Origin of the sequence: Paenibacillus sp. YAF4_2, assembly GCF_052113225.1 — a bacterium.
Taxonomy (GTDB): Bacteria; Bacillota; Bacilli; order Paenibacillales; family Paenibacillaceae; genus Pristimantibacillus.
Genome location: NZ_JBFRCT010000009.1, coordinates 145,738 through 171,640, shown reverse-complemented (window position 1 = coordinate 171,640; position 25,903 = coordinate 145,738). Strand labels below are relative to the sequence as shown.

The window sequence follows — 25,903 nt, the reverse complement described above, 5'->3', positions numbered from 1 at the left end:
AAAAACTGTGTCGAATAATAAAAAAGAGCAAGCCCATAAGGACTTGCTCTTTCATAGGATTGCTTCTATTTGCCGAACTCTTCTGGATTTGCACGCCAAGCCTGCAGCGATGCGATGTCTTCGCTTTGTACTTTACCGATTTCTACAGCTGCTTCAATCAGCGCGCTATAGTTCGACAACGTTTCAAGCGGCATGTTCTCCGCTGTGAAAGCGTTAGATGCTTTCTCGAATTGATACGTGAAGATCGCCAGAACGGACAATACTTCCGCCCCTGCCTCACGTACCGCAAGACCAGCCTTCAGCGAGCTGCCGCCAGTCGAAATCAAGTCCTCGATAACAACAACTTTTTGTCCTGGGTTAATGCGGCCTTCAATTTGGTTTTGCTTACCGTGGCCTTTCGCTTTATCGCGGATATAAGCCATTGGCAGGTTAAGCTTTTGCGCTACCCAAGCTGCATGCGGGATACCAGCAGTTGAAGTGCCCGCGATTACTTCTGCATCCGGATACTTCTCGCGAATAACGGTTGCGAATCCTTCTGCGATCATGTCGCGGATCTCCGGATAGGTCATAGTCAAACGGTTATCACAGTAGATTGGTGATTTCAAACCGGATGTCCAAGTGAACGGGTCGTTCGGACGAAGCGCTACCGCTTCGATCTCCAGCAGTTTCGTTGCGATTGCACGCGGCAAATCCGTTAATGTTACTTTACTCATAGCTTAGATCAGCTCCTCAATAATAGATTCTAATGCTTCACGCGGGCTTGCCGCTGCCGTAATCGGACGGCCGATTACCATATAGTCTGTGCCTTGCTGTAAGGCTTCACGTGGAGTCATGATGCGAGACTGATCATTCGCAGCTGCCCATGTCGGACGAATACCCGGTGTTACCGTTTGAAACCCACTGCCGCATGAGGCTTTAATGTTTTCTACTTCAAGCGGTGAAGCAACAACCCCATTCAGGCCTGCTTGCTTTGCCAGCTTAGCATAACGTACAACGGCTTCCTCAACCGAGCCGGAAATACCAATCTCATTATTAAGCACCTGTACGCTTGTGCTTGTCAGCTGCGTTACGGCAATAATGGTTGGTCTTGCTTGTCCATTCGTTATAGCTGCTTCAGCGCCTTCTACCGCGGCTTCCATCATCGCTGCTCCACCAGCTGCATGTACGTTAAACATATCGACACCCAGCTTCGTTACACTGTTTGAGCCGCCTTTGACCGTGTTCGGAATATCATGCATCTTTACATCCAGGAAGACACGGTAGCCACGTTTCTTCAAGCCTTCAACGAAGGAAGGTCCTGCTGCATAAAAGAGCTGCATGCCAACCTTCATATAGCATGGAATGCCTTCTAGTTCACTAAGCAGCCGCTCAGCCGAAGCTGCGTCCGCATAATCAAGAGCAACCATTACTTTTCCTGCTGCTTGTTCTCTTGTCAGACTCATCGCTCCCAAGTCCCCTTTCATATATATGGTCGAAATAAACGGCCATCCGCCGGCTTCAGAGGCTGAAGCTTCTAAAGCTTCTTCCTCCGAAAGCAACCGGCGCTGGCCGTGCATTCATTTATTCAATTACTTCTGAAGCACCGGCATAGGGCGCGAGGAGAAGTTGATCGACTCGAGCATCTTCAGCAAAGCGCGAACCGTATCAAGCGATGTCATACATACAACACCGTTCTCTACTGCTTCACGACGGATACGGAATCCGTCACGCTCAGGTGTTTTACCCTTCGTCAAGGTATTGACAACGAATTGTGCTTCACCTTCACGGATCAGATCAAGAATGTTTGGAGCGCCTTCGCTCAGCTTGTTCACACGTCTTACACGCATTCCTGTAGCTTCAAGCGTATCAGCCGTTCCGCCTGTTGCAATAATTTTGTAGCCCAGATCGTAGAAGCCGCGAAGCAGTTCAGTCGCTTCTTCTTTATCTTTGTCAGCCACTGTTGCAACGATAGCACCGGACATTGGAATTTTCATTCCTGCGCCAATCAGGCCTTTGTATAAAGCTTTCGCATAATTCTCGTCACGGCCCATAACTTCACCCGTCGATTTCATCTCTGGAGTCAGTGTAGGGTCAACGCGGCGCAGCTTCGCGAAGGAGAATACCGGTACTTTAACCGATACATAGCTGTCTTCGCGCCACAGGCCGTCTACATAGCCAAGTTCAGCCAGCTTTGTGCCGAGGATCGCTTTTGTTGCCAGGTTCGCCATCGGCAGATCCGTTACTTTGCTCAGGAACGGTACAGTACGGGACGAACGTGGGTTAACTTCGATTACATATACTTTTTCGTTGAAGATAACGAATTGGATATTTACAAGACCAACAACCTTCAGTGCTTTTGCGATTTTAATGGTAATTTCGACGATTTGGTTCTTGATATCGTCGGACAGTGATTGCGGAGGATATACCGCGATCGAGTCACCGGAGTGAACGCCTGCGCGCTCGATATGTTCCATAATACCAGGGATCAGAACTGTCTCGCCGTCGCAGATCGCGTCAACTTCAGCTTCTTTACCCAGCATGTAACGGTCAATCAGAACCGGATGCTCTGGGTTGATTTTCACAGCTACTTCCATGTAGCTCAGAAGCTCTTCATCGGAGTATACGATCTCCATCGCACGGCCGCCAAGGACGTAGGAAGGACGAACAAGTACCGGATAGCCAAGTTTTTGTGCCGTTTCTACCGCTTGGTCAACCGAAGTTACCGTGCTGCCTTCTGGCTGTGCGATATCCAAGCTGCGAAGCAAAGCTTCAAATTTCTTACGGTCTTCCGCTGCGTCGATGCTCTCAAGGCTCGAGCCCAGAATGCGTACGCCAGCTTTTGTTAGTGGAGCAGCAAGGTTGATCGCTGTTTGACCACCGAACTGTACAATTACACCGATTGGTTTCTCTTGCTCAATAACGTTCATTACGTCTTCGAAGAACAAGGGCTCGAAGTACAGACGATCAGATGTGCTGAAGTCCGTCGATACAGTCTCCGGGTTATTGTTGATAATAACCGCTTCGTAACCAGCGTTTTGAATCGCCCATACGGCATGTACTGTCGAGTAGTCGAACTCGATACCTTGACCGATACGGATTGGACCGGAACCAAGTACGAGTACTTTCTCTTTGCTCGATTCAGTCACTTCATTCTCAGTCTCATATGTCGAGTAGTAGTAAGGCGTCGTTGCTTCAAACTCAGCGGCGCAAGTATCTACCATTTTGTATACCGGATTGAAGCCCAGCTCTTTACGGAACGTGCGAATGTCATGCTCGTTCGTATGGCTGCCGTTCGGGAAGCCTTCCTTACGGATCTCAGCGATCGAACGGTCGGAGAAGCCTTTGCGTTTCGCTTCATACAGCGTTTCACGCGACAGGGCAACTTCTCTGCGGATTTGATCTTCGAATTCAACGATACCTTGGATTTTGTCCAGGAACCACCAGTCGATTTTCGTCAAGTCTTGGATATCCTGCAGCTTGTAACCACGGCGGAATGCTTCCGCTACAAGGAACATACGCTCGTCATCCGGCTTAGCCAGACGTGTTTGCAGAACTGCGTCATCTAGTAGTACAGCTTCCTTCAGGTGAATACGATGTGCGCCAATCTCAAGCGAACGAACCGCTTTATGCATCGATTCTTCGAAAGTACGGCCAATGGCCATAACTTCGCCTGTAGCTTTCATCTGCGTGCCGAGCTTACGGTTCGCGTTAACGAACTTGTCGAACGGCCAGCGTGGAATTTTCGATACGATATAGTCAAGGGTAGGTTCAAACATAGCGTATGTTTGGCCAGTTACCGGGTTAACAAGTTCGTCCAGCGTATAGCCGATTGCGATCTTCGCAGCCATCTTCGCGATTGGGTAACCAGTCGCTTTCGATGCCAGCGCCGACGAGCGGCTTACACGTGGGTTAACTTCGATAACATAGTATTGGAAACTAAACGGATCAAGTGCGAACTGAACGTTACATCCGCCTTCGATGTTCAAGGCGCGAATGATCTTCAGTGATGCCGAACGAAGCATTTGATACTCGCGGTCCGACAAGGTTTGCGAAGGAGCCACTACGATACTGTCGCCAGTATGAACGCCTACCGGGTCGAAGTTTTCCATGTTGCAGACAACGATACAGTTATCGTTCGCATCACGCATAACTTCATATTCAACTTCCTTCATGCCTGCGATCGATTTCTCGATCAAGCACTGGTTGATTGGGCTGTAACGAATACCTGAAGCGACTGTCTCACGAAGTTCTTCTTCATTCGCACAGATACCGCCGCCAGTACCACCAAGTGTATAGGCAGGACGAACGATAATTGGATAGCCGATTTCGTTGGCGAAAGTTACTGCCTCTTCTACCGTTGTTACGATAACGCTCTCTGGTACAGGCTGCTCCAGTTCACGCATCAGGTCGCGGAACAAGTCGCGGTCTTCTGCTTTCTCGATAGCAGTCAGCTGCGTACCAAGCAGCTTAACGTTTTCTGTTTCCAGAACACCTGCGCGTGCCAGTTCAACGGCCATGTTAAGACCAGTCTGGCCGCCAAGCGTTGGCAAGAGGCCATCCGGACGCTCTTGGCGAATGATTTGCGATACGAAATCAAGTGTAATTGGCTCGATGTAGACTTTATCAGCCATGTTAGTATCCGTCATGATTGTTGCAGGGTTGCTGTTGATCAGAACGACTTCATAGCCTTCTTCTTTCAACGCTTGGCAAGCTTGCGTACCAGCATAGTCGAACTCTGCCGCTTGTCCGATGACAATCGGGCCTGATCCGATAACGAGAATTTTTTTGAGTTCATTATTTTTGGGCATATTGAAGTTCTCCTTTCAATGTTGCCGCCAGCACAGCTTGACGTGGTTTTTGCGGGTTGTTCTGTTTGTGTTCGCGGATCATATCCAGGAATTCATCGAACAGATAGCTGGAATCAAATGGACCTGGTGCTGCTTCCGGATGGTATTGTACCGAGAATGCAGGGTATTTGTTATGTTTCAGGCCTTCGATAGTCTTATCATTGTTGTTGATATGTGTAACCGACAGCTCTGTGCTGTTAATCGAATCTTCAAGAACGGTGTAGCCATGGTTCTGCGAAGTGATGTAGCAGCGGTTAGTAGCGAGCTCTTTAACCGGATGGTTGCCGCCACGGTGACCGAATTTCAGTTTTGTTGTATCTGCGCCGCAAGCTAATGCGAACAGTTGGTGACCAAGGCAGATGCCGAAAATCGGGAACTCGCCGAGCAGCTCAGAGATCATTTTTACCGCGTAAGGAACGTCTTTTGGATCCCCAGGGCCATTGGACAGCTGAATACCGTCTGGTGCCAAGCGGCGGATCTCGTCAGCCGTAGTGTTATGTGGAACAACCACTACGTCGCAGCCACGTTTCGTCAGCTCGCGCAGAATACCGCTCTTCGCACCGAAGTCAACAAGCACGATACGCTCGCCAAAGCCTGGGCTTGAGAATACGGATTTTGTAGATGTGCGTGCTACTTGATCGATCATCAGGCTCGAGGCACCAATGCGCTCTTGAAGCTCTTCAATGCGCTCGTTACCTGTAGTCAGAAGGCCTTTCATCGTACCATGCTGACGAAGAATACGAGTCAGCATACGAGTATCGATACCAGTAATACCTGGAATGTTATATTCCTTCAACAGATCGCCAAGGGAATATTGTGCACGCCAGTTGCTTGGTACCGGCTCATAACGGCGTACTACAAAACCGTGAATGCTTGGGCTGATCGATTCGAAGTCATCACGGGAAATTCCGTAGTTGCCGATCAGCGGGTAAGTCATCGTAACGATTTGTCCACAGTAGGACGGATCGGACAATACTTCTTGGTAACCAGTAATACCTGTATTAAAAACAACTTCTCCCAACGTTTGCGTATCCGCGCCGAAAGATTGCCCTGTAAACAACGTTCCGTCTTCCAACAATAATCTTGCTTGCATCCGTATCACTCCTCAGGTCTTCGTTTGTCTATTAGTTAGCGGATTCGTTATATACGACTTTGCCGTCAACGATTGTTGCTACCGTCCAGCCTTGCAGCTTCCACCCGCCAAACGGGGTGTTGTTGCTCTTTGATGCAAAGGTAGAAGGATCTACCGCACGCTCGTTATCCAGATCGACGATTGTAATATCAGCAGGTGCCCCTTGTTCCAGACGACCTGTTGGAAGTCCGAATACGCGAGCAGGGTCACCAGTCATGCGGTCAAGCAGGAAGCCAAGCGTCCATTTGCCTGTCAGCACAAACTTCGTGTAAAGCAGAGGGAAAGCTGTTTCGAAGCCTACGATACCAAAAGGCGCAAGCTGCATGCCGCGTGCCTTCTCTTCCGCGCTATGCGGTGCATGATCCGTTACGATCATGTCGATCGTGCCGTCTTCAAGCGCCTCGATAACTGCTTCTACATCACGCGGAGTACGAAGCGGCGGGTTCATTTTCCAATTCGAATCCATGCCTGGAATATCTTCATCCGACAGCAGCAGGTGATGCGGACAAACCTCCGCTGTTACGCGTACGCCGATTTGCTTCGCAAGACGGATCAAGCGAACTGATTGCTCAGTGCTGACATGGCATACATGGTAGTGAACGCCTGTTGCTTCAGACAGCAGAACATCGCGGCCGACATGAATCGCTTCCGATTCATTTGGAATGCCTTTCAGCCCATGCTTACGGGCGAAGGCGCCTTCGCTTACATACAAGCCTTCAACCAATGTGTTGTCTTCGCAGTGTGCAATAATCGGCATATTCATCGATTGAGCCAGTGCCATAGCGTCCTTCATCATTTGCGCGCTTTGAACACCAACGCCGTCATCCGTGAAGCCAATTGCTCCCGCTTCTTTCAAAGCAGCAAAGTCTGTCAATTCGCGGCCGAGCTGGTTCTTTGTAATCGCCGCGTAAGGAAGAACTTTCACTACACCTTCTGTAGCATTCTTATCCAAAATGTATTTCACCGTTTCAGGCGTATCTACTGAAGGACGAGTGTTCGGCATACAAGCGATTGTTGTAAATCCGCCTTTAGCAGCCGATCTTGTGCCTGTCGCGATATCTTCTTTATATTCAAAGCCCGGATCACGCAGATGGACGTGCATATCGATAAAGCCCGCAGACACCAGCTTCCCAACCGCATCAATCACTTCAGCAGATCCTGTATCAGGTGTTACAGAGCCGTCTACGATCTCTGCAATTTGATCGCCTTCAAGGCGGATATGTTTCTTTTGCAAGCTTCCAGAAGCGTTATCCCATACGTTACCGTTAATAATCCATACTGACATTGTTTTGTTCACCTTCCGGATTTTATTCGTGTTAGCTCAGTGCCCGTTCTACAACCGCCATCCGAATCGGTACGCCATTTGCCATTTGCGGGAAAATGCGTGATTGCGAATGCTCTACAAGTTCATCGTCGATCTCAACGCCGCGGTTAATTGGAGCCGGGTGCATGATAATCGCGTGTTCAGCGAGCTTGCCTGCACGCTCAACCGTCAGGCCAAACTGCTCGCGGTAAGCCTCTGCCGAGTTCAGCATGCCGCTCTCATGGCGCTCCAGCTGTACGCGGAGCATCATAACCACATCAGCTTTCAGCGCCTCTTCCATCGTTACATAAGGAACGTCGAGCTCAGGAGCCTTCATGTTGCCTGGCGAGCAGAACTGAACTTTCGCACCGAACTTGCGAAGCGCCCACAGGTTCGAGCGTGCGACACGGCTGTGCAGAACGTCTCCGATAATGGATACCGTCAGACCGTTCAGATTGCCGAATTGTTTGCGCATTGTATATAAATCAAGCAGTGCCTGTGTAGGATGCTCGTTATTACCGTCACCAGCGTTAATCAGCGGTACTTGAATTTTTGTTGCTAGCTCAGCAAGTACACCAATTGGTTTCAACCGGATGATCCCCACATCGATTCCCATCGATTCAAGTGTGCGGACCGTATCATAGATCGATTCGCCCTTTTGTACACTTGATACAGCCGCCGAGAAGTTCAGCACTTCCGCTCCAAGACGTTTCTCTGCTACTTCGAATGAGAATCTTGTTCTTGTGCTGTTCTCGAAGAACATGTTCGCTGCAAATTTGCCCTGCATAGTCGTATGCACTTTGTTTGGATGCTGCTCCCAGTAAGCTGCGCGATCCAAAATCGCTTCAATTTCCTCTTTGCTAAGATCTTTTAGTCCAAGCAAACTACGCTGTTTAAGTTGTGTCATCGTCGTCATCAGACCTGCCCCCTCTGGTGTATGATCATGACTTGGTCCTTCAGATCGATTTCCGCTAACGAGACATCAATTTGCTCTTGCTTGGAGGTCGGTACATTCTTACCGACATAATCGGGCCGAATCGGAAGCTCACGGTGGCCTCTGTCTACCAGTACAGCCAGTTGGATGCTTTGCGGTCTTCCGCGGTCCATAAGTGCATCCATCGCTGCCCGGATCGTGCGGCCGGTGAACAGCACATCATCACACAAGATAACTTTCTTATCATGCGCGGAGAATAGTTCCCCATTCAGATCACCGATAACAGCAGCTACTTCGACATTTGCATCCACAGAAGCTTTTCGGTCGTCGCGGTAAGATGTAATGTCGAGCTCACGGACTTCAACCGGCTTGCCTTCGATATCTTGGATACGTTCCGCAATTCTTCTTGCCAGGTAAATCCCTCTAGTTAGAATGCCGATTAGAACACAGTCATCAATGCCTTTGTTCTTCTCCACGATCTCATGAGCTATTCTTGTGAGTGCTCTTCGAATCGCTGTCTCGTCCATAATGACCAGATGCTCTTCCTCCACCGTTTGCCGCCTCCCTCGTTATGGATAATCAATCGCGCACATCAGCAAGGAGACAAAAAAAGCTCCTTGCTAACAACGCAAGGAGCCTGAGACCAGCCATACATAGAGGGTCAACTCAGCCGCCGCTATCCCAGCAGGATGCGGTTCAGGCTAAGGCCTTGTTCTATGTATGGCAGATCTGTTATTCACGCTACCTTGCCAGCCTCTCTGGGCTGATTTAAAGGTACTGCCATATATCAAAAGAATTGTACCCTGTTCGACAAAAAATGTCAAGAGTATAATAGTTAAAAAGCAAACTACGCATTTGAATGTTCTTTCAGCCGCTGTTGCGTGTGAATTTCAATGAACAATTTTCATCGGAAGAAATCCACACACAAAGGCGGACGCTCCGCTCCTCAAGAATCATTCAAAGTGCTTCGTTTGATTTTAACTGAGGGAGGTAAAAAACGGCCGTACAGATTTGAATTCTGTACGGCCGTTCATTCATGCATATTAGAGGGACAGGTTACGGATACGTTCTACGGCTTTCTCCGTGTTCTCACGGGAGCCGAATGCTGTAAGACGGAAGTAACCTTGACCGCTTTGACCGAAACCAACGCCTGGTGTACCAACGATGTTTGCTTCAGATAGAAGCTTATCGAAGAATGCCCAGCTGTCCATGCCGTTTGGTGTTTTGAGCCAGATGTATGGAGCGTTAACGCCGCCGAATACTTCAAGACCGATCGAAGCAAGACCGTCACGGATAATGCCTGCGTTTGTCATGTAGTAGTCAACAAGTGCTGCGATTTGTTCTTTGCCTTCCGGCGAGTAGATCGCTGCTGCACCACGTTGTGTTACATAAGATACACCGTTGAATTTAGTTGTATGACGGCGATTCCACAGATCATTGATCAGCACTTCATTTCCGTTCGCATCAAGGCCTTTCAGCTTGCGAGGAACAACTGTATAAGCACAACGTACGCCAGTAAAGCCTGCAGTCTTCGAGAAGCTGCGGAATTCGATAGCCACTTCGTCAGCGCCTTCAATTTCGTAGATGCTGTGTGGAACGTCTTCTTCTTGGATGAACGCTTCATATGCGGAATCGTACAAAATGATACAGTTGTTCGATCTTGCATAATCAACCCATTTTTTAAGCTCAGCTTTGGAAAGAGTCATACCTGTTGGGTTGTTCGGGTAGCAAAGGTAGATGATATCTACTTTACGGTCAGGAAGGCTAGGCGTGAAGTTGTTCTCCGCTTTGCAGTCCAGGTATACGATGTTCTCGTAACGGTTTGTCTCTTTGTTGAATTTACCGGAACGGCCAGCCATAACGTTGGTGTCCACATATACCGGATAAACAGGGTCTTGTACTGCTACAATGCTGTTCTCGCTGAAAATTTCTTGAATGTTACCAACATCACATTTCGAGCCATCACTGACGAATACTTCATTCGTTTGAATGTTGATTCCGCGAGCTTTGTAATCATTCTCGATGATCGCGTTGATCAGGAAGTCATAACCTTGCTCTGGGCCGTAGCCGCGGAAAGAACCTGGCACAGCCAGTTCGTCAACTGCAGCATGCATTGCTTTTGTTACAGCTTCAGGCAGGCCGCGAGTTACGTCGCCAATACCAAGGCTGATGATTTCAGCATTTGGATTTTCTTGCACAAATTTCGTGCGGCGTTTAGCGATTTCGGAGAACAAGTAGCTGCCTTGCAGCTCTGTATAGTTGTGATTAATTGCTGTCATGAATGGTCACCGTTCCTTTTGCTATATGATAGTAAGCTAAGGATAGCTTACTTTTCACGTCGAAATAATGAAGAATTTGCTGAAATGTTTGTACTTTTCCGCACAAGCCTCTAAATAGAGTTCGCCACCTATTAGCGCAACCGCAGTGAATTAATGACATGCTCCATATCTCCAGGAATAGGAACCTCGAATTCTAGAAACTCCCCTGTCCGGGGATGGTTAAAGCCTAATAATGCAGCATGCAAAGCTTGACCTTTTAGGGCTACTGTCTTATTGCGTCCATAAACCGGATCACCAGCGAGCGGATAACCGATATATTTCAAATGAACACGAATTTGATGAGTACGTCCTGTTTCTAGCTGGAGTTCTACAATTGTATAGTCTACCAGCCGCTCCAGCACAACAAAATGAGTAACAGAATGCTTACTGTTCTTCTCCGTCACCGTAAAGAGCTTTCGATCATTCTGATCACGTCCGATAGGTGCATCTATTGTCCCTTGATCATGAGGCAGATTGCCATGAACAAGTGCAATATATTTGCGCGATACAGTATGCTCTTTCAATTGCTCAGCAAGCGATACATGAGCAAGATCATTTTTCGCTGCCATCAATAATCCGGACGTATCTTTATCAATTCGGTGAACGATACCAGGGCGAAGAACACCATTGATGCCAGACAAATCCTTGCAATGATACATCAGTGCATTCACGACAGTACCAGATGAATGCCCAGGTGCGGGATGAACAACCATTCCTCTAGGTTTATTAATTACAATAACATCCGAGTCTTCGTACACGATATCAAGCGGAATATTTTCTGCCAGAATCGCAGCGTCCTCCGGCTCAGGTACCTTTACAGCTACTTGATCGCCAGACGACAATTTATAGTTGGCCTTTACCGTATTCCCATTAACTTGCACAGCCCCAACCTTGATCCAATCCTGCACCTGTGTACGGGATATGGCATCATCATTTATGCTGTCTGTTACAAATTTATCGACTCGTTCACCAGCTTGCTCAGGCGTCGCCTCATACTCCATAAGTTCTTCATTCTCATTAAACAGGTTGCTGCTCATGCTCGTTAGATTCCTTGTCCTCTCTGTTGCTGATTCGTTTAGAGTCTTCCTTCGAATTCAGCAAGGTATCAATTATAATACAAGCCACACCTACACAAATAGCGGAATCCGCTATGTTAAAGATCGGGAACGTATAGCTGCCGAAATTAAACATCAGGAAATCAACGACTTCACCATAAACGGCACGATCAAGAAAATTGCCAAATGCCCCGCCAAGCACTAATCCAAGACCGGTCAGAAGCCAAGCTTTACCGGAATTTCTGGAAATATGAATGTACCAGCCGATAGCACTGACAATGATGATGGTAATGATGATGAAAAATACTCTCTGTTCCTGCAAAATGCTAAATGCCGCGCCGCGGTTCCGATACGAGGTAATTATAAAGAAATTGCCGATCACGCTAATCTGCTCGCCGATTTCAAGTTGAGCAGCAATGATTTTTTTCGTGATAAGATCCAGCACAAATGCCACTATCGCGATCCAGTAATAATAAAAACGCATCGTATCCCTCCTAGTTTGTACCAAACTATTGTATTGTAGCATAACGTTCGTCTATTGAGCCAGTAGTACTGTTTCCAACGAAGTCCTTTATAAAAAAAGACGGTTTGTGAACACTATAGCTTAGATGTTGAACGACATACCTAATCCATCTAAGGAAGGTGCAATCGATGCCGAATGCAACAGCTGCCCAGCTTGCACATCTCCGCAGCCGACTTGAAGCTGAGAAAAGGGAGCTCGAGGAACGATTATCCCAAAACGAGCATAATGGTCTCGCCTCTTCCCTGCGTGATAATACAGGTGAGCTATCGCCAATAGATAACCATCCCGCCGATCTGGGAACTGAAATGTTCGAACGCTCGAAGGATCTAGCTTTACTTGAGCAAGAGGATCTTCATTTAGCCCGTATTGCCGATGCCTTGGAGGCATTAGATAACGGAAGCTATGGTCAATGCCGTGCATGCGGCCAGCCAATTCCTTATGAACGACTTGAAGCACTGCCTGATTCGCTGTATTGCTTAGAGCACGCACCACGACAAGAAATTTCCCATCACAGGCCGGTAGAAGAAGAATTTCTAGCTCATCCGTTTGGCCGATCAAGCCGGGATGATGATGATTATAACGGCTTTGACGGCGAAGACGCCTGGCAAATTGTTGAGCAATGGGGTACTGCTGAATCACCAGCTACGTCTGAGAACGCTAATGTTGGTGATTATGATCATATCGGTATCGAAGCAGATGAGAATGACGGCTTTGTGGAGTCATTCGAAAGCTTCGTGGCAACCGATATAACCGGCAATCATGTCTCCGTTATTCGTAATCGTCACTACAAACAGTACATGGATCATAATGAAGGCGATCATGAACTCGAGGAGCAATAACAAACAGACGGCGGTGCTGAGCACCGCCGTCTGTTTGTTATTCAATACATCTTGCCTTCCAGCTGGATTTGTACAATCCTAACAATATCCGCAATGTAATCACCAATGATAGGCAAGTTCAGAGCACCTAAAGCTTGCAGCAAATATAAGATTGTCGCCGCAAAGAAAGTAAAACCAATCGCGAGGCCTATGCCTTTCGCGAGGCCTGCCAGCAAATTGCGCCACAAAAGCCGAATGGGATGATTGAGCAAATCTACATATTCTGCGATTTGAGTCCGCTCCATATTCGTAGCGATTTTACTCAGACGCATATCTAATTTGCTTAATTTACTTTCAAGTGTTTCTTCATCAACAGCTTTCTTTTTTTCGTTTTCCGACTCTTCGTTCAATTTAATACGGACCATGTGGCGTCCCCCTTTGCAAAGCGTTAACGGTCAGAACCGATTAGGATCCATCCGCTTGCTATAAGGAAAAGGTGCCTTATGTGCAGGCACTCTTTTTTTGTGGCCATGCTCCTTATACTATATCCCGAACTGTCGCGACTATATGCCTACCCGCGGACAAGAATGCCGATTTCTTTGTCGCCAAGCTGTACGCGTTCCATACCCTCTGCAGATTCATACGAAACACTGTTTAACAAGACATTGTCATTCAGTACATTGCTGAACGCTTGAAGAGCTGCTTGAAGTTCTGCGTCAACATCAAGTGCCAGATCAATCCGTTTCTCGATTGGAAGATCAAGCTTCTTACGAGTGTCCTGAACCGCACGAATGACTTCGCGCACCCAACCTTCCTGCTCGAGCTCTGGCGTAATATCTGTGTTGAGGGCAACTGTAACTCCGCTAGCCGAGGCAGAAGCAAAACCGGATTTAGCTTGTTTCTCGACAAGCAGCTCTTCCGTTGTTACGGTGATCGCTTCGCCTTCAGCCGAAGTGAATACGAGGCTTCCAGAAGTAACAGCCTCACGAGTAGCTTCCGCTGCTAATCCTTTCAGATAAGCCTGGATAGGACCAACATGCTTGCCGTATTTCTTACCCGCCACTTTCAGGTTGAGCTTCAGAGAGAAGTCAACAAAACCACTGTCGCTGTTCTGAACCACAATCGACTTCACGTTGATCTCGTCTTTGATGATATCCTCATACTCTGCTACAGCAAAATCACGGTCAAGCGATACGATCAGCTCTGACAAAGGCTGGCGAGTTTTAATACCTGTCTCGTTCCTCACGTTGCGCGCAAGCTCTACGATTTGCTTCGCACTGTCCATATCACGTTCCAGTGTCTCATCAATAGCCGCTTCGTCCGCTGTCGGATAATCGGCAAAATGAACGCTAGACTCTCCTCCAAGGTTACCGTACACATCTTCTGCAAGCAGTGGTGCATATGGTGCGATAATACGGGAGAGCGTCAGCAACACATGGCGCAGCGTTTGATAAGCAGCGATTTTATCCTCGGTAAGACCACTTCCCCAGAAACGGTCACGCGAACGACGGATGTACCAGTTGCTCAGCTCATCAACGAAGATCTCAATTGCCTTCGCAGCGTTCAGGAAGTCATTAACTTCAAGACCTTTCACTACGTTCTTGATCAGGCTGTTCAGACGGGATACAATCCAGCGGTCCAGCTTACTTGTGGATGGACGCTCTGGATGATCAGCCGGGTTAAATCCGTCAATCGAAGCGTATAACGCGTAGAACGCATGTGTGTTTACGATCGTATCGATAACCTTCGATTTCGCTTCGCCCACAATGCCGCGCGAGAAGCGTTTACTGTTCCATGGTGCACTGTCTGCAAGAAGTGCCCAACGGAAGGCATCCGTACCAAATTCGTTGATGATTTCCCAAGGATCGATAACATTGCCCTTCGACTTGGACATCTTTTGACCGTTCTCATCGAGGATATGGCCAGTCGAGATAACCGCTTTGTATGGCGCTTTGCCGTTGTACAGCGTTGAAACAGCCAGCAGGCTGAAGAACCAGCCGCGCGTTTGGTCGATACCTTCACAGATCATATCTGCCGGATATTGCTCGGCAAACTCTTCGGCATTCTCGAATGGATGATGCTGCTGCGCAAATGGCATCGAGCCGCTGTCAAACCATACATCGATAACTTCAGAAGTACGAGTCATCACAGCGCCTTCCTGGAATGGTGACTTCAGCTTGATCTCATCCACATAAGGCTTATGAAGCTCAATATCTTCCGGCACAAAGTCTACGGCGCGTTCACGCAGGTCAGCAATACTGCTCGGTGCATATTCTTTACCCGTTGCTTCACATACCCAAACATTAAGAGGCGTTCCCCAATAACGGTTCCGGCTGATATTCCAATCCACCAAGTCCTCCAGGAACTTGCCGAAGCGTCCTTCGCGAATATGACCTGGGTACCAGTCTACTGTGCTGTTGTTAGCGATCAATTGATCTTTCACTTTTGTTGTTTCGATAAACCAGCTTTCTGTCGCATAATACAGAAGCGGAGATTTACAGCGCCAGCAGAATGGATAGCTGTGCTCATAACGCTCTTTGGAATAGAGCAGCCCACGTTCGCTGAGCATTTTAACAATGTCGACGTCGCAGTCTTTTACGAATTTACCAGCCAAATCCGTCACTTCATCTACATAACGTCCGGCGTTGTTCACGACACTCAGCATGCTGATGCCGTTCTGACGGGCTACCTTATAGTCATCCTCACCATGTGCAGGTGCGATATGAACGATACCAGTACCACTTGTGTCGCTGACAAAGTCACCAGGGATAACAATGTGACCTTTTTCAATTGGTACATAGCGGAATGGAGGCTCATAAGAAAGACCAACAAGCTCCGAACCTTTCAGCGTCGAGAGTGTCTCATAACCTTCCTTAAGCACGCTCTCTGCCAGGTTTTGAGCGACGATGTATACTTCGCCGTCTTTGGATGCGCGGATATAATCCAGCTCCGGATTTACTGCCAGAGCAACGTTTGCTGGCAATGTCCAAGGCGTAGTCGTCCAAGCAAGAATCGATTCGCCATTGCTGAGCTTAAACTTAACCGTTGCGCTTAGATCTTTTACATCCTCATAGCCTTGTGCTACCTCATGCGAACTCAGTGTCGTTTGGCAGCAAGGACAATAAGGGCTAACGCGATGTCCGCGATACAGCAGACCTTTGCTGTGAATAGTCGAGAGGATATGCCATACGCTTTCGATATACTCATTCTTCAAAGTGATATATGGGTTATCGAGATCTGTCCAATAAGCAATTGCTTCAGTCAGTTCACGCCACTGCTTCTCATAGACGAACACACTATCTTTACACTTCTTGATGAATTCCTCAACGCCATACTTCTCAATCTCTTGCTTTCCGGAAATACCAAGCTGCTTCTCAACGCCAAGCTCTACCGGCAGTCCGTGAGTATCCCAACCGGCTTTACGGACGACACGGTAGCCCGACATCGTTTTGTAGCGGCCGATAAAGTCCTTAATAACGCGGCCAAGCACGTGACCGATATGCGGTGCACCATTGGCTGTTGGCGGGCCTTCATAGAAGACATAGTTCGGTTTACCTGTACGGTTCTCGATCGATTTCTTGAACGTATCATTCTCTGCCCATTGCTGCAAAATACGCAATTCCCGGGCTCTTGCTTTTTCTTTGACGTCTACACGTTGCATTATTGATGTCCTCCTAAAAAGAATTAGAACCTTAACAGCCAATTCAGGCTGTTTGTGATGATTCTTGCTTCGTAAGCAATACCTAAGAATTAGAACCTTAACAGCCAATTCAGGCTGTTTGTGAAAACAAAAAAGCCCCGTCCCTGTAAAAGGGACGAGGCTTAGCTCGCGTTACCACCCTTGTTCCGTAGTCGATGTTGAATAAATCAACCGACTGCGGCACCTTGGCGCGAATGAACAATTCGCGGTCCCTCTAACGGGGGACAAACCGTCAGCTCTTAATGACGCAACCACAAAGGATCACATGTTCAGCGCTGCTTCTCAGAGATGATTTTCCGAATCGGTTCGAACGCCGCTTCTCAGCAATCAACGGCTCTCTGGTGGACGAACTTGGAATCGTACTCGTTCTCGTCAATGAAGTTTGAATCAACTACCATTCAATTACTATTATTTATAGCTTATCGCCGCTGCGATGTCAAATGTCAAATGCCTATCCGCGCTGTAAATGTTCAGCCGTCAGATGGGTTACCGTAGACGATGAGTGAGAAATCTGCTGATTCTCGGCATTTAACGAATCCCAGCCTTCTTGACCAAGCAGCTCAAGCTGAGCTTCTACCAGCGTACGGAAACGAGCACGATAGATTGAGGCTTGCTTCTTGAGCTCTTCCACCTCTAGCGATACTTTGCGTGATTTGGAAAGCGACTCGTTAATGATACGATCGGCGTTCTTCTCTGACTCTTTTATAATAAGCTGCGCTTCTTTCTTAGCATTACTACGCACTTCGTCAGCAGCCTCTTGAGCGACGATAATTGTCTTACTGAGCGTTTCTTCGATATTTGAGAAGTGATTCAATCTCTCCTGAAGACCCAGAATCTGGTTCTGGAGTTCCTTGTTCTCGCGAATAATCGATTCGTAATCCTTGATCACCTGATCGAGGAATTCATTCACTTCATCCTCGTCATACCCGCGTAATCTTCGTCCAAATTCCTTGTTATGTATGTCCAATGGCGTCAACGGCATTGGCGCACCTCCTCAACGTATTTGCCGCATTCGCGGATGTACTCGGAATTATTCGTTGTTGGAATGGATTTCGACAGTTGTTTCCAAAATCCTGCAACGAATCAAATAAATTTACCAACCTTGACGCGAATTCTTCCCTTTTTCGTCATGCCATCAATTTCCAACACCTTAAATCTTCCAAGCCCCTTAAAGGAGACAACATCTCCCATTTTGAGCTGTTCTGATGGATTCTCGGATGTCTTCCAGTTCACTCTACATCTGCCTGCACGGATGGGATCCACAATCTTAGTCCGGCTGATCCGGTAAACGTCACTAGCGATTCCATCAAGCCGCATGGAGGCGACTGTGAAGGACATTTCTTGAAGGGCAGGTACAACGGGCTTAAGCTCAGTGATGGGAATTATTTCCGTAAGTACGCTCGCACGATGCACTTGTCTTAAGTGTACATTTAAGTAATCGGCAATTTCGTCCAAAACAATTATATGCGAGTAGTCCTCATGTACATGAATATCTCCAATTCGATCACGTTTGACGCCGAGACCGAGCAATGCGCCCAGGTAATCGCCGTGATCAAGTTCCAGATGAGTACCTCCGCCATCTACGGCCAAGACGGATAAACCAATCGGCTCATCATCCAAATAACGGTATTCCGGTCCAATAATGGCTCTGCATCGCTCAGCCTCCGGATAACCGCCTGCCAGGCGAAGCTGTACGTCTGGATTCCGATTTGCAAGCATCTGCACAATCTCTGCTTGTCTCGGATCTAAAAAATCGGTCCGCTTCAGCTCATGCAGCTGCGCGGACCGTTCAACCCACTCCATAGCCCGATCGACATAAGGCTTCTCATCCGGATGGAAATGCTCGTATAGTGTTGGCTTCATAGAATGTCCTTCCTTAGAACATGTTCAGAATGAAATCGACAACAGCATAGAGACCGTAAGCAATAAAGCGCAAAGCAAAGATTGCTATAATCGGAGAAATATCAAGCATGCCGCCAATTGGTGGAATGAATCTGCGGAATATGCCAAGATACGGCTCCACCAGTTTGCCCAGCCATACACCAATAAAGCTCTCACGAGCATTTGGCAGCCAGGACAACAATACGTAACCAATAATCATAAAGCTGTAAATATTCTGGATGTTCATTATCAAACCATAGACGTCCAAATCAAGGTCACCTCATCTTATTGTAATCAATATCCTCTGCCAGCATTTCTGTAATGGCGCCTTGAATTTCCACGGAATCCGGTGTACATAGGAAGATGTTTGGCCCAAGTTTGGAAATGTGGCCGTTAAGCGCATATACGGTACCGCTTAAGAAATCAACGATCCGTACAGCCAAATCTGTACGCACACGCTGCAGATTGACAATAACCGCCCGGCGCGAACGCAAATGGTCAGCAATGTCCTGTGCTTCATCGTATGAGCGCGGCTCGCTTAATACGACTCTGACACTCTTTTGCGAATGAATACTCACAATATTGTTGTTATTACCGCCTTTGGTGTTTCTACGTGATTCGAACGCAGAAGTTTCAACCTCTTGTTCTTCTGATTGTGGAGTTACCTTCTCACGCTCTACAACTTCTTCTTCCTCTTGAAGGCCTAAAAAGTTCATAAACCGGTTCATAACACTCATCGATTATCCCTCTTTTCCTACTAATATCGTTCCCAAACGGATAAAGGTTGCACCTTCTTCTATCGCAACCTCGAAATCTCCCGACATACCCATGGACAACTCCGTCATCGGTTCAGAGAGTAGTTCACGCTTGTTCATCTCATCCCGAAGCTCTCGCAAAGCACGAAATACAGGTCTTGTCTCCTCCGCTTCCGTCTCATAAGGAGCCATCGTCATAAGGCCGATAATGCGCAGTGATGATAATTCCTTAACCTCTGTTAAAAGGATCGGCAGTTGCTCAGGTTCAAGGCCATGCTTGGAATCTTCACCCGACACATTAACCTGAACGAAACATGGAACAGTAATACCTAGCTGGGAAGCCCTTTTATCAATCGCCTGTGCCAAAGATAAGCGATCGATCGAATGTATGTATGTAAATTTCCCAATGACGTCCTTCACTTTGTTCGTCTGCAGCGACCCGATAAAATGCCATACGGCTTGTCCACTACTTTCGCCTGTATCCTTGCCGCTAATGGCTTCCCACTTGTCCTTAGCGTCCTGCCAACGATTCTCACCGAGATGCTGAAGTCCTAACTGATGGGCAGCCTCCGCTGTTTCCAGCGACACATACTTTGTTACCGCGATAATGTTTACATCTTCACGGCTTCGGCCGCTTCTCTCGCAAGCTTCTGCGATCCGGCGCTCTACCTCTTCTATTCTTCCAGATAATGCTGTTTTAATCGTATTCGTCATTCGATCACCTTTCCCGGATACCGATCCAGCTGGCCATACGGCCAGTTTTGCCGCCTTCCTTCCGGTGGGAGAAAAATTGATCTGTGCTGCATCCTGTGCACCACTCGGATAATTCGATATGAATCGGCAAAATTCCTGCTTTAAGCATAATATGTCGGTTAATTTGTTTTAAGTTTACCATAGCTTTACCGTTTTCCACCAATGTAAGCATAGATTCAGGGGCAGAATTTGCTGCGTTTGCGAGTTCTTGTACGAGCGACTGCAGCTTATCAATGACAAAACCGTCAACCTCATAACAGCAGTCGTCAATCGACGGCCCTATAGCACAGCGAAGTTGTTCGAGCTTTGTCCCATATTGCTTCTCCATCGCTTCAATCGTTCGCACCGCAATTTGCTGCACCGTACCCTTCCACCCTGCATGAGCAAGCGCTACGGCTTGATGCACCGGGTCATAGAAATACAGTGGAACACAGTCAGCGTAAAATGATGCAAGAAGCACACCTGGCACATTCGTAATAAGTGCGTCCGTATCTGCAATGGCTGAAGATCGTGACAGCCGTCCCATCCCCCGCTCCGCTTCCGTAACGGCGAATACATTACTGCCATGCACCTGTTCCCCACAGGTCCATGCCTCAAATGGCCAATTTATCGCTTCGGCAATTAGCTGACGGTTACGCACAACGTCTGCATCCTGATCACCAACATGCAGACCTACATTAAGAGAAGCCCAGGGTTCTTCGCTTACTCCGCCGTTTCTGCTTGTAAAACCAGCAGTCAAATATTCATTTTGTTCATTCCATTCAGACAATAAAAAAAGCGAAGGTCCCTTCGCCGAAAGTACAGATTTAAACGATTCCATACGGGCACTCACCTCTGTAAGCAGTTTACCCTGTTATGAGCGGGCGTGCAAATCTTCGTCCTCAAGTTTCTTATTCGATTCATCCATTCGGACAAGCACGACGTCTGCTCCAATTTTAACAATATTACGCCACGGAATAACGACCTCGGTCCCTCCGCTCCCAAACACACCTAGAAATCTTGTGTACTGGGGAATAACGATCGCATCGATACGACCTTGGCGCAGATCCAACTCCAGGTCACTGACTTGCCCCAGTTTTTTACCGTCCACAATATTTATAACATCCTTCGTTTGAAAATCCGATATCTTCATTTGCACATCACCTTTCACTTGAACGGGATGAACATCCTCTCTTATCTATATGTACAAAACGCCCAAAATGTCCTGTTCGAATAAAAAAACAAGTTAGCTTGTTCGCCTGAACAAGCACTGGAACATGAAAAAACGGTGCCTAGCGGCACCGTTCATGTTTTAACATGCTTTTGCATTTGTTGGATCGCCGATTTCTCCAGCCTGGATACCTGTGCTTGTGAAATGCCGATTTCGTCAGCGACTTCCATTTGCGTCTTTCCTTCAAAGAAGCGCATCGACAAAATCATTTTTTCACGATCGTTTAATTTATGCATCGCTTCACGAAGTGCAATTTCTTCGATCCAGGATACGTCTTTGTTCTTGTCATCACTTATTTGATCCATCACATAAATCGGGTCACCGCCGTCATGATAGATCGGCTCGAACAAGGAGACCGGATCTTGAATCGCGTCCAGCGCGAACACAACATCTTCCTTTGGTACATTCAGCGCTTCTGAGATTTCAAAAATCGTTGGTTCACGCGAGTTTTGATTCGTCAGGCTGTCTCGCACCTGAAGCGCTTTGTAGGCAATATCCCTTAAGCTCCGTGATACACGGATCGGATTATTGTCACGTAAGTAACGGCGAATTTCACCGATAATCATCGGCACGGCATAGGTGGAAAATTTGACGTTCTGGCTAAGGTCGAAATTATCGATCGCCTTCATAAGTCCAATGCAGCCGACCTGGAATAAGTCGTCTACAAACTCTCCCCTGTTATTAAACCGCTGAATAACACTAAGAACCAGCCTTAAATTGCCGTTAACTAATTTCTCTCTGGCTGCCCATTCGCTCTTTGTTTGTAATGCGGTGAACAGCTCCCGCATCTCGGCGTTTGTAAGGACAGGCAGTTTCGAAGTATCCACTCCACAGATCTCGACTTTATTTCGGGTCAACGTGATTACCTCCCAAGGAGAAACATTAATGTACATTATCTCCCTGGACCCCTATTTTATTCTTCCAAAACAGGGGTATCTGTTGCCCCATAATTGGGTATAACATTACACCATTTTGTTAAATTCCTTACGCAGCCGCTTAATGATGCGTTTCTCCAGACGTGAAATATAAGACTGGGAAATGCCCAAAAGATCCGCAACATCCTTCTGTGTTTTTTCTTCACCATCGGCGAGCCCGAAGCGCAGTTCCATAATAATTCGCTCCCGCTCCGACAGCTTATCGAGTGCTTTATGGAGAAGCTTCCGGTCTACTTGCTCTTCAATATTCCGGTAAATGGTATCATTTTCCGTACCAAGCACGTCAGACAACAGCAGCTCATTGCCGTCCCAATCAATGTTGAGTGGTTCATCAAAGGATACTTCCGTCCGCGTCTTGCTATTCCGCCGCAGATACATAAGAATTTCATTCTCAATACAACGAGATGCATAAGTCGCAAGCTTAATCTTTTTCTCCGGATCAAAGGTGTTAACTGCTTTAATAAGTCCAATTGCACCGATAGATACCAGATCTTCAATATGGATGCCTGTATTCTCGAATTTTCGCGCAATATAAACGACCAGACGCAGGTTGCGTTCGATCAGCATGGCACGAATCGCCGTATCGCCGGATGGAAGCTTATCGAGCAAATATTCCTCTTCTTCACGGGTCAAGGGCGGAGGAAGTGCTTCGCTGCCGCCAATATAATAGATTTCTTCGCTTTTTAATCCGAATAAAAACAAAACACGATAATAATATAACTGCAGGGTTAATTTCCACTTGACGAGCATCTGGCCCATCCCTCCCCAAATTGATGTATCCGTTCATCTTCTTTATCCAATCATTGGCTGTTCTGAACGAGTGACGGATGGATTATCGCTTGGTAAGCGCTGTCTGACGAAAGTTTGCCGCCGTCGATGCCGATCAGCACCTTCCGTGAAACGTACACTTGCCCTTCCCGCTCAATCTGAACAAAATCCGGCTTGAGTGCCAACATAAATTGTGAACCACGATTGATCCCTCTGTAGGGTACAAGTCGCAGCCGATCCTGCCAGACGAAGTTTTCTTCGCCAAGTCCTGCAACCAGTCTATCTACCTGCGCATCGCGTATGCTCTTCAACCATGACTCTGGTAAGTCGTCTTGCCATATGTTCGCTTCCACAACCATAACTGGTGTCCGGGTTAACGGATCATATAGTTGGTTGCCTGTGTCGATCAGTCCGGTGCAGGTATGCTGCCGGTCGCCGATTTGAATTTTCACCTCGGCCAAATGTGTTCTCACCAGCTCCCTCTCGCGCCGCTGAACATAAACAGAGCGGTATATGTAAATGCCGATACTAAATGCAGCGAGCACATAAATAAATCCCATCTTCAGCTCAACCTGCATACCGCCATTTATAAAGGTGATCGTACGCCATACTTCGCCTGAGCCCTGCATAAGCAAGTAATGAATCCCTATGATCGCTCCGGCGGCAACAAAGTTAACCGTGTAAAAGGCGGCGATGTTTCGGAAAAAGTTCTGAATGGAAGAAAAACCAAACGCAACCCATAGCATCAGGAGAGAAATCGGTATTTTGACGGCTAATGTAAATAAAATAGATAGTGGTGGGAAAAGCATAAGAATGACATAACCAGCGCCAATGCTCGCTGCTGTCAACACCCGCCAAGGACGTGCACGTATATGGCGGACCCAAGCAGTCGTAAGCAATATACTGCCGTCAACAAGCATCTCCCGCATAAACATGACATCGACATAAACAGCCACAGCTTCACCTTCCAGCGGGTTCGAACGACAGATCGTTTACCCTCCCTCTGGAGAGAACGATTGAACCTAGTATATAAAAATCCTATTTCAAAGTCTGTCTAAACATGACGGCATGACATAGCTTTTTTTGTCGAGGGTAAAATGGGAGTTTATAGGGCTCGAGGGTTGTTGATTATTCTGCAATATGGTAATCTTTATCCATATAATCCGCTTAGTCGTGAGGCACACGCCACGTTTTTAGGAACTATTCTGTTCCTTGAAGCGTGGCTTTTTTATATCTAGATGCGAGGAGCGTGACTGGATTTGTCGTATGAAGAGGTTTATGAAGGCTGGTTTCATGATCATCTTAAGAGGCAAGTCGGAGAAAATAAAAGAAGACTACTGGAAGGACATAGTCACGAAGGACAACTTTTCATGCAAAAAGTATGGTTCCCTGCCTTCTCACAATTCGACTGCCTTCATCCTGAATATGAGATTGTAGACTTTCGTGATGGAAAGCGATACTTGGATTTTGCTTATATTCGCTCCCCTCTCCGGCTTGCTATCGAGATCGATGGATATAACTCTCACGCTGCTGGCATAAGCAGATGGCAATTCTCTGATCATCTGGTGAGGCAAAATCATCTAGTGATAGACGAATGGAATGTTCTGTGTTTCTCCTACGATTATGTCAAGGATAAGCCTCGCATGTGCATGGCTGCGACGTTTCGTGGACGCCGACTGGTGAGGGCTTACCAAGATGGGGCAGGTTGCTTCTATGACACGTCGTTTCCTACCTCTCAGGCACTGCTAACTTGAGTTCGACCTCTGAGAGGTTGTTTTCGTCACTTGGTTTGCCACGATTGAAACAAACAAAAAAACCTGACCGGCGAGCCGGTCAGGCGGAAGATTAAGAGATTAGCGGTCTGTACGACGATTACGCAGGAACGCTGGGATTTCGAGCTGGTCGCTCGAAGGTGATGCGCCAAATGGCTTAACAGCCGAAGCTTGCGACGATGCCGACGAAGTTGATGTCGAAGTCGTGCGCGCTTCTGGCTCAGCTTGAGGCTGAGGTGCACGGCGTGCTGCTACAGATGGCTTATGCTCAAATCCTGTTGCAATAACTGTAACTTTGATCTCATCCTTCAGATCTTCGTCGATGATTGCACCAAAGATCATGTTTACTTCCGGATCGGAAGCAGAGATAACGATCTCAGCCGCTTCGTTTACTTCATACAGCGACAGATTGCTGCCGCCTGTAATGTTCATGATTACGCCACGTGCGCCGTCAATCGACGTCTCAAGCAACGGGCTCATGATGGCTTTCTTTGCTGCTTCAGCAGCACGGTTCTCGCCAGTCGCGATACCAATACCCATAAGCGCGGATCCGCGTTCTGTCATAATGGTCTTCACGTCGGCAAAGTCAAGGTTGATCAGACCAGGTACCTGGATCAAGTCGGAGATACCTTGCACCGCTTGACGAAGCACGTTGTCCGCCTCGCGGAACGCTTCCAGCATTGGGGTCTTCTTGTCCACAATCTCAAGCAAACGGTCATTCGGAATAACGATCAGCGTATCTACCTTTTCCTTCAGCGCTTCGATGCCAAGCTCCGCTTGCGCGGCACGTTTACGGCCTTCGAAGGTGAACGGGCGTGTTACTACGCCGACTGTCAGCGCGCCGCATTCGCGGGCAATCTCAGCAATAACCGGAGCTGCACCGGTACCCGTACCGCCGCCCATGCCGGCTGTAACGAACACCATGTCCGAGCCTTTCAATTGGTTCATGACAAGCTCTCTCGACTCTTCAGCCGCTTTCTTGCCTACTTCTGGATTCGCACCTGCGCCAAGACCACGTGTCAGCTTATCGCCGATTTGCAGCTTATGCTCGGACTTTGCCAAATGCAAAGCTTGCGCATCTGTATTTACGGTAATGAAGTCGACGCCTTTAACGCCGTTCTCAATCATTCGATTAACTGCGTTGCTGCCGCCGCCGCCTACACCAATTACTTTTATTTGAGCGAGTTGCTCTAGATCCAAATCGAATTCCAACATCTTTC

General features: G+C 47.6%; 25 protein-coding genes and 1 other annotated feature. Of the genes, 2 read left to right on the top strand and 23 right to left on the bottom strand.

Annotation, left to right across the window (positions count from 1 at the left end):
* Window positions 1–65 precede the first annotated feature (65 nt).
* From pyrE to lspA, 10 genes are all read right to left on the bottom strand, one after another.
* The gene (pyrE, locus tag AB4Y93_RS21005) at window positions 66–713 is read right to left on the bottom strand and encodes an orotate phosphoribosyltransferase (protein ID WP_441894797.1); all 648 of its coding nucleotides are present in this window, start codon (window positions 711–713) and stop codon (window positions 66–68) included.
* Between the two features lie 3 nt (window positions 714–716).
* The gene (gene pyrF, locus AB4Y93_RS21000) at window positions 717–1,442 is read right to left on the bottom strand and encodes an orotidine-5'-phosphate decarboxylase (protein ID WP_441894796.1); all 726 of its coding nucleotides are present in this window, start codon (window positions 1,440–1,442) and stop codon (window positions 717–719) included.
* Between the two features lie 126 nt (window positions 1,443–1,568).
* Window positions 1,569–4,787: a carbamoyl-phosphate synthase large subunit gene (gene carB, locus AB4Y93_RS20995; protein WP_441894795.1), complete on the bottom strand. Its 3,219-nt coding sequence runs from the start codon at window positions 4,785–4,787 to the stop codon at window positions 1,569–1,571.
* The gene (locus AB4Y93_RS20990) at window positions 4,774–5,919 is read right to left on the bottom strand and encodes a carbamoyl phosphate synthase small subunit (RefSeq protein ID WP_441894794.1); all 1,146 of its coding nucleotides are present in this window, start codon (window positions 5,917–5,919) and stop codon (window positions 4,774–4,776) included. The genes carB and AB4Y93_RS20990 overlap by 14 nt, the downstream gene beginning before the upstream one ends.
* Window positions 5,920–5,950: 31 nt before the next feature.
* Window positions 5,951–7,243, bottom strand: coding sequence for a dihydroorotase (locus AB4Y93_RS20985; protein ID WP_441894793.1), 1,293 nt, complete (start codon window positions 7,241–7,243; stop codon window positions 5,951–5,953).
* Window positions 7,244–7,274: 31 nt separating this feature from the next.
* On the bottom strand, window positions 7,275–8,180 hold the full coding sequence (locus AB4Y93_RS20980; RefSeq protein WP_441895007.1) for an aspartate carbamoyltransferase catalytic subunit: 906 nt from the start codon (window positions 8,178–8,180) through the stop codon (window positions 7,275–7,277).
* Window positions 8,177–8,722: a bifunctional pyr operon transcriptional regulator/uracil phosphoribosyltransferase PyrR gene (gene pyrR, locus AB4Y93_RS20975; RefSeq protein ID WP_441895006.1), complete on the bottom strand. Its 546-nt coding sequence runs from the start codon at window positions 8,720–8,722 to the stop codon at window positions 8,177–8,179. The genes AB4Y93_RS20980 and pyrR overlap by 4 nt, the downstream gene beginning before the upstream one ends.
* 516 nt (window positions 8,723–9,238) lie before the next feature.
* Complete coding sequence (locus AB4Y93_RS20970) at window positions 9,239–10,474, bottom strand: LL-diaminopimelate aminotransferase (RefSeq protein WP_441894792.1); 1,236 nt, start codon at window positions 10,472–10,474, stop codon at window positions 9,239–9,241.
* Between the two features lie 131 nt (window positions 10,475–10,605).
* Window positions 10,606–11,550, bottom strand: a complete 945-nt coding sequence (locus AB4Y93_RS20965) for an RluA family pseudouridine synthase (RefSeq protein ID WP_441894790.1) — start codon at window positions 11,548–11,550, stop codon at window positions 10,606–10,608.
* A complete protein-coding gene (gene lspA / locus AB4Y93_RS20960) occupies window positions 11,531–12,052 on the bottom strand; it encodes a signal peptidase II (protein WP_441894789.1) in 522 nt (173 codons plus the stop codon). The genes AB4Y93_RS20965 and lspA overlap by 20 nt, the downstream gene beginning before the upstream one ends.
* Window positions 12,053–12,219: 167 nt before the next feature.
* Between lspA and AB4Y93_RS20955 the strand changes: the two genes are divergently transcribed.
* Complete coding sequence (locus AB4Y93_RS20955; protein WP_441894787.1) at window positions 12,220–12,930, top strand: TraR/DksA C4-type zinc finger protein; 711 nt, start codon at window positions 12,220–12,222, stop codon at window positions 12,928–12,930.
* 41 nt (window positions 12,931–12,971) lie between these two features.
* Here AB4Y93_RS20955 and AB4Y93_RS20950 read toward each other — a convergent pair whose 3' ends face one another.
* The 12 genes from AB4Y93_RS20950 to spoIIGA form a co-directional block, all read right to left on the bottom strand.
* Window positions 12,972–13,241: a DUF5665 domain-containing protein gene (locus AB4Y93_RS20950; RefSeq protein WP_441895005.1), complete on the bottom strand. Its 270-nt coding sequence runs from the start codon at window positions 13,239–13,241 to the stop codon at window positions 12,972–12,974.
* 239 nt (window positions 13,242–13,480) lie between these two features.
* Entirely contained in the window at window positions 13,481–16,570 is a 3,090-nt protein-coding gene (gene ileS / locus AB4Y93_RS20945; protein ID WP_441894786.1) for an isoleucine--tRNA ligase, read from the bottom strand.
* A 147-nt stretch (window positions 16,571–16,717) separates the two neighbouring features.
* Window positions 16,718–16,994: a binding site (T-box leader), on the bottom strand.
* Window positions 16,995–17,060: 66 nt separating this feature from the next.
* Window positions 17,061–17,591, bottom strand: coding sequence for a DivIVA domain-containing protein (locus AB4Y93_RS20940; RefSeq protein ID WP_441894785.1), 531 nt, complete (start codon window positions 17,589–17,591; stop codon window positions 17,061–17,063).
* A gap of 101 nt (window positions 17,592–17,692) precedes the next feature.
* Complete coding sequence (locus AB4Y93_RS20935; RefSeq protein WP_441894784.1) at window positions 17,693–18,472, bottom strand: RNA-binding protein; 780 nt, start codon at window positions 18,470–18,472, stop codon at window positions 17,693–17,695.
* A 13-nt stretch (window positions 18,473–18,485) separates the two neighbouring features.
* Window positions 18,486–18,737, bottom strand: a complete 252-nt coding sequence (locus tag AB4Y93_RS20930) for a YggT family protein (protein ID WP_091183423.1) — start codon at window positions 18,735–18,737, stop codon at window positions 18,486–18,488.
* Between the two features lie 28 nt (window positions 18,738–18,765).
* A complete protein-coding gene (locus AB4Y93_RS20925; protein ID WP_441894783.1) occupies window positions 18,766–19,227 on the bottom strand; it encodes a cell division protein SepF in 462 nt (153 codons plus the stop codon).
* A gap of 3 nt (window positions 19,228–19,230) precedes the next feature.
* On the bottom strand, window positions 19,231–19,959 hold the full coding sequence (locus tag AB4Y93_RS20920) for a YggS family pyridoxal phosphate-dependent enzyme (RefSeq protein ID WP_441894782.1): 729 nt from the start codon (window positions 19,957–19,959) through the stop codon (window positions 19,231–19,233).
* A gap of 4 nt (window positions 19,960–19,963) precedes the next feature.
* The gene (gene pgeF / locus AB4Y93_RS20915; RefSeq protein ID WP_441894781.1) at window positions 19,964–20,818 is read right to left on the bottom strand and encodes a peptidoglycan editing factor PgeF; all 855 of its coding nucleotides are present in this window, start codon (window positions 20,816–20,818) and stop codon (window positions 19,964–19,966) included.
* Window positions 20,819–20,851: 33 nt separating this feature from the next.
* Window positions 20,852–21,130, bottom strand: coding sequence for a PRC-barrel domain-containing protein (locus AB4Y93_RS20910; RefSeq protein ID WP_441894780.1), 279 nt, complete (start codon window positions 21,128–21,130; stop codon window positions 20,852–20,854).
* A gap of 152 nt (window positions 21,131–21,282) precedes the next feature.
* On the bottom strand, window positions 21,283–22,065 hold the full coding sequence (gene sigG / locus AB4Y93_RS20905) for an RNA polymerase sporulation sigma factor SigG (protein WP_167277752.1): 783 nt from the start codon (window positions 22,063–22,065) through the stop codon (window positions 21,283–21,285).
* A 105-nt stretch (window positions 22,066–22,170) separates the two neighbouring features.
* On the bottom strand, window positions 22,171–22,893 hold the full coding sequence (gene sigE, locus AB4Y93_RS20900; RefSeq protein ID WP_167277749.1) for an RNA polymerase sporulation sigma factor SigE: 723 nt from the start codon (window positions 22,891–22,893) through the stop codon (window positions 22,171–22,173).
* 50 nt (window positions 22,894–22,943) lie between these two features.
* A complete protein-coding gene (spoIIGA, locus tag AB4Y93_RS20895) occupies window positions 22,944–23,867 on the bottom strand; it encodes a sigma-E processing peptidase SpoIIGA (RefSeq protein WP_441894779.1) in 924 nt (307 codons plus the stop codon).
* Between the two features lie 414 nt (window positions 23,868–24,281).
* Between spoIIGA and AB4Y93_RS20890 the strand changes: the two genes are divergently transcribed.
* Complete coding sequence (locus AB4Y93_RS20890; RefSeq protein WP_441894778.1) at window positions 24,282–24,665, top strand: hypothetical protein; 384 nt, start codon at window positions 24,282–24,284, stop codon at window positions 24,663–24,665.
* A 99-nt stretch (window positions 24,666–24,764) separates the two neighbouring features.
* Here the strand turns inward: AB4Y93_RS20890 and ftsZ are convergent, their stop codons facing one another.
* Window positions 24,765–25,898, bottom strand: coding sequence for a cell division protein FtsZ (ftsZ, locus tag AB4Y93_RS20885; protein WP_441894777.1), 1,134 nt, complete (start codon window positions 25,896–25,898; stop codon window positions 24,765–24,767).
* Window positions 25,899–25,903: the final 5 nt, after the last annotated feature.

Excerpts from the sequence above, each read along its gene's own strand:
- AB4Y93_RS20970 (WP_441894792.1), bottom strand. The coding sequence starts at position 10,474 with ATGACAGCAATTAATCACAACTATACAGAGCTGCAAGGCAGCTACTTG.
- pgeF (WP_441894781.1), bottom strand. The coding sequence starts at position 20,818 with ATGGAATCGTTTAAATCTGTACTTTCGGCGAAGGGACCTTCGCTTTTT.
- AB4Y93_RS20925 (WP_441894783.1), bottom strand. The coding sequence starts at position 19,227 with ATGAGTGTTATGAACCGGTTTATGAACTTTTTAGGCCTTCAAGAGGAA.
- AB4Y93_RS20890 (WP_441894778.1), top strand. The coding sequence starts at position 24,282 with ATGCAAAAAGTATGGTTCCCTGCCTTCTCACAATTCGACTGCCTTCAT.
- AB4Y93_RS20930 (WP_091183423.1), bottom strand. The coding sequence starts at position 18,737 with ATGAACATCCAGAATATTTACAGCTTTATGATTATTGGTTACGTATTG.
- ileS (WP_441894786.1), bottom strand. The coding sequence starts at position 16,570 with ATGCAACGTGTAGACGTCAAAGAAAAAGCAAGAGCCCGGGAATTGCGT.
- pyrF (WP_441894796.1), bottom strand. The coding sequence starts at position 1,442 with ATGAGTCTGACAAGAGAACAAGCAGCAGGAAAAGTAATGGTTGCTCTT.
- AB4Y93_RS20990 (WP_441894794.1), bottom strand. The coding sequence starts at position 5,919 with ATGCAAGCAAGATTATTGTTGGAAGACGGAACGTTGTTTACAGGGCAA.
- AB4Y93_RS20965 (WP_441894790.1), bottom strand. The coding sequence starts at position 11,550 with ATGAGCAGCAACCTGTTTAATGAGAATGAAGAACTTATGGAGTATGAG.
- pyrE (WP_441894797.1), bottom strand. The coding sequence starts at position 713 with ATGAGTAAAGTAACATTAACGGATTTGCCGCGTGCAATCGCAACGAAA.
- lspA (WP_441894789.1), bottom strand. The coding sequence starts at position 12,052 with ATGCGTTTTTATTATTACTGGATCGCGATAGTGGCATTTGTGCTGGAT.
- AB4Y93_RS20920 (WP_441894782.1), bottom strand. The coding sequence starts at position 19,959 with ATGACGAATACGATTAAAACAGCATTATCTGGAAGAATAGAAGAGGTA.
- AB4Y93_RS20940 (WP_441894785.1), bottom strand. The coding sequence starts at position 17,591 with ATGCCGTTGACGCCATTGGACATACATAACAAGGAATTTGGACGAAGA.
- AB4Y93_RS20955 (WP_441894787.1), top strand. The coding sequence starts at position 12,220 with ATGCCGAATGCAACAGCTGCCCAGCTTGCACATCTCCGCAGCCGACTT.
- ftsZ (WP_441894777.1), bottom strand. The coding sequence starts at position 25,898 with ATGTTGGAATTCGATTTGGATCTAGAGCAACTCGCTCAAATAAAAGTA.
- carB (WP_441894795.1), bottom strand. The coding sequence starts at position 4,787 with ATGCCCAAAAATAATGAACTCAAAAAAATTCTCGTTATCGGATCAGGC.
- pyrR (WP_441895006.1), bottom strand. The coding sequence starts at position 8,722 with ATGGACGAGACAGCGATTCGAAGAGCACTCACAAGAATAGCTCATGAG.
- sigE (WP_167277749.1), bottom strand. The coding sequence starts at position 22,893 with ATGCTCGTCAAGTGGAAATTAACCCTGCAGTTATATTATTATCGTGTT.
- AB4Y93_RS20985 (WP_441894793.1), bottom strand. The coding sequence starts at position 7,243 with ATGTCAGTATGGATTATTAACGGTAACGTATGGGATAACGCTTCTGGA.
- AB4Y93_RS20935 (WP_441894784.1), bottom strand. The coding sequence starts at position 18,472 with ATGAAGCCAACACTATACGAGCATTTCCATCCGGATGAGAAGCCTTAT.
- AB4Y93_RS20950 (WP_441895005.1), bottom strand. The coding sequence starts at position 13,241 with ATGCGTCTGAGTAAAATCGCTACGAATATGGAGCGGACTCAAATCGCA.
- AB4Y93_RS20910 (WP_441894780.1), bottom strand. The coding sequence starts at position 21,130 with ATGAAGATATCGGATTTTCAAACGAAGGATGTTATAAATATTGTGGAC.